At 67.9% G+C, this 3379-nt stretch carries 2 protein-coding genes; both read right to left on the bottom strand.

Annotated features, from left to right (window positions below; translation table 11 throughout):
• Position 1: 1 nt before the first annotated feature.
• Positions 2-2497, bottom strand: a complete 2496-nt coding sequence (locus tag VR45_RS31550; protein ID WP_045943300.1) for a mannose-1-phosphate guanyltransferase — start codon at positions 2495-2497, stop codon at positions 2-4.
• A gap of 124 nt (positions 2498-2621) precedes the next feature.
• Positions 2622-3242, bottom strand: coding sequence for a CDP-alcohol phosphatidyltransferase family protein (locus VR45_RS31545; protein ID WP_045943299.1), 621 nt, complete (start codon positions 3240-3242; stop codon positions 2622-2624).
• Positions 3243-3379 lie beyond the last annotated feature (137 nt).

Raw genomic sequence — 3379 nt, 5'->3', positions numbered from 1 at the left:
CTCAGCGCCCGGCGCTGTCGACCACCGCCGCCCACTCGTCGAGCAGGGCCTCGGTCGCCGCGTCGTCCGGCCCCTCCGCCCACAGATGGGTGACCGCCTCGGCCGGATCGGGCAGCACCAGCGTCCACCGCCCGTCCGCCTCGACCACGCGCACACCGTCCGTGGTGTCCAGCAGCCGACTACCGGCCGCCTCGACCACCGAACGCATCACCATGCCCTTCGCCGCCCACGGCGTCGCGATGTCCCTGCGGCGGATGTGCGCCTGCGGGATCCGCGCGTCGATCTGGCTCAGGGTGAGCTGGGTCCTGGCCACCAGGCCGACCAGCCGGACGAAGGCCGCCGCCCCGTCCAGCACCCCGCTGAACTCCGGCACCACGAATCCGCCGCGGCCGTCGCCGCCGAACACCGTGCCCTCCGCGGCGGCCGCCTTGGCAAGGTCGTCCGGCGTCGTCGTGGTCCAGATGACCTGCGTGCCGTGGTACGCCGCGACCTGCTCGGCGATCCGGGTCGTGGTCACCGGGAGCGCGACCTGCCCGCTGCGCCGCTCGGCCGCGACCAGGTCCAGCAGGACCAGCAGCGCCCGGTCGTCGTCGATCACCCGGCCGAGCTCGTCCACGAAGGCCACCCGCTCGCCCACCGGGTCGAACCGCACGCCGAAGGCGGCGCGCGAGGACGCGACGAGCTCGCCGAGCCGGGCCAGCCCGGCCCGCCGCTCCTCGGCGTCCTCGGTCGGCCGTGCCTCGTCCAACCCGCTGGAGACGGTCAGCGCCTCCACCCCGAGCCGGCCGAGGATGCTCGGCAGGACGAGCCCCGCGCTGCCGTGCGCGGTGTCGACGACCACCTTCAGACCGGCCTCCCGCACGCCCGTGGTGTCCACGGCCCGCAGCAGGTTGCCCGCGTAGCCGTCGAAGACGCTCGACGGGAAGGTCAGGTCACCGATCTCCCCCGGGAACGCGCGCCGGTACTCCTGGCGTGCGTAGACCCGGTCGAGTTTGCGCTGCCCGGCCTGGGACAGATCGGCGCCGCGCTCGTCGAAGAACAGGATGTCCAGCGAGTCCGGCACCCCCGGGGTGGTGCGCAGGAAGATCCCGCCGGCACTGCCCCGCGCGGTGTGCTGACGCGCCACCGGCATCGGCACGTTCTCCAGGTCACGGACGTCGATCGCGCTGGTCTGCAAGGCCGAGATCATCGCCCGTTTGAGTGCCCGCGCGCCACGCGAGTGGTCACGCGCGATGGTGACGGTCGCACCCTTCTTCAAGGTCGTCGCGTACGCCCCGGCCAGCCGGACGGCCAGCTCAGGGGTGATCTCGACGTTGAGGATGCCGGAGACACCGCGCACCCCGAACAGGTGCTCCTGCCCCCGGGACTCCCAGATCACCGAGGTGTTGACGACCGCACCGGCCTCGATGGTCTTGAACGGGTAGACCCGGACGTTGGCCCCGATGATCGACTCCTCGCCGACCAGGCACTCGTCCCCGATCACCGCGCCGTCCTCGATCCGCGCGGCCCGCATCACATCGGTGTTCTTGCCGATGACGCAGCCGCGCAGATTGCTCTGCGGCCCGATGTAGACGTTGTCGTGCACGACCGCCTTGTGCAGGAAGGCTCCGCGTTTGACCACGACGTTGCTGCCGAGCACGGTGTGCTCGCGGATCTCGACGCCCGCCTCGACCTTGGCGTAGTCGCCGATGTACAGCGGTCCGCGGAGAATCGCCTCCGGGTCCACCTCGGCCCCCTCGGCCACCCAGACGCCCGGCGAGATCTCGAAACCGTCGAGCTCCACCTCGACCTTGCCGTCCAGGACGTCCGCCTGGGCCTTGCCGTAGCTCTCGTGGGTGCCCACGTCCTCCCAGTAGCCCTCGGCCACATAGCCGTAGACCCGCTTGCCCTCCTTGAGCAACTGCGGGAACACATCGCTCGACCAGTCCACCGACTCGCCGGCCGCGACGTAGTCGAAGACCTCGGGCTCCATCACGTAGATACCGGTGTTCACCGTGTCCGAGAAGACCTGCCCCCAGGTCGGCTTCTCCAGGAAGCGCTCGACCCGGCCCTCCTCGTCGGTGATCGTGATACCGAACTCCAGGGGGTTCGGCACCCTGGTGAGACAGACGGTGACCAATGCGTTCTTGCTTCGGTGGAACTCGATCAATTCCGAGAGGTTGAAGTCCGTCAAAGCGTCACCGGAGATCACCAGAAAGGAGTCGTCCTTGAGGGCGTCCTCGGCGTTCTTGACACTCCCCGCAGTGCCGAGTGGGGTCTCCTCGTTCGCATAGGTGAGATGCATGCCCAGCTCTTCGCCGTCACCGAAGTAGTTCTTCACCAGTGAGGCCAGGAACTGGACGGTCACGACGGTGTCGGAGAGACCGTGCCGCTTCAGCAGTCGAAGCACGTGCTCCATGATCGGCATATTGGCGACCGGGAGCAGGGGCTTCGGCATGCTGGAGGTCATCGGGCGAAGTCGAGTGCCTTCGCCCCCTGCCATAACAACGGCTTTCATTACGGGTGCGTCCTCCTTCGCGGTGGTGGACCGTTCAGGTCCATCAAACCGTTCCAGAGGAGGTCTACCCGGAAGATATCGTCCGACGCACCGTGGCGAGGTGGGACTTCTCTCAGATCACGTCTCAGACCGTGGACGGCGAGGAGGCCGAGCCACCGCGGACGATCTGTCGCACCTGGACCGCGTAAAGAATGGCGGCCCACCAGTACAGCGTGGCACCCCACCAGATGAACGCCCAGCTCACGATCTCGGCCGGCCGGGCGATCCAGCTGTCCCCGGCCCCGAGCAGCAGAAGCGGAAACGCGTACATCAGATTGAATGTCGCGGCCTTCCCCAGGAAACTCACCTGCAACGGCCCGTAGCCGTGCCGGTTGAGAATCGGCAGCAGCGCCGCGATAAAGACCTCGCGTGCCAGCAGGATCGCCGTCAGCCACCACGGCAGGATCTCACGCCAGGTCAGGCCGACCAGGGTGGAAAGCACATAGAGCCGGTCCGCCAGCGGGTCGAGCAGCTGCCCCACCCGGCTGATCTGCCCCCACCTGCGCGCGAGTTTCCCGTCCAGGTAATCACTGATGCCACTGAGCATCAGGATCAGCAACGCCCACCCGTCGTTGTTCGGACCGTCGAACACCGGCCAGAGGATCAGCCAGAGGAACAGCGGAACACCGACCAGCCGGCCCATGCTCAGCAGGTTGGGGATGGTGAGGACGCGATCGGTCTGGACCCGCGTCTCCTGGACCTCCACCCGGGGGCCTCCTGTCACGTATGGCAACTTTTCACGTCGACCTTACAACAGAAAAGCCCCCGACCGATTACCGGCGGGGGCTCTTCCAGAAAATTTGTTCGGCGGCGTCCTACTCTCCCACAGGGTCCCCCCTGCAG

It is taken from the genome of Streptomyces sp. NRRL S-495 (genome assembly GCF_000966955.1).
GTDB lineage: Bacteria > Actinomycetota > Actinomycetes > Streptomycetales > Streptomycetaceae > Kitasatospora > Kitasatospora purpeofusca.
Note: the sequence above shows the minus strand (reverse complement) of the source record. Positions and strands in the feature narration are given on the sequence as shown.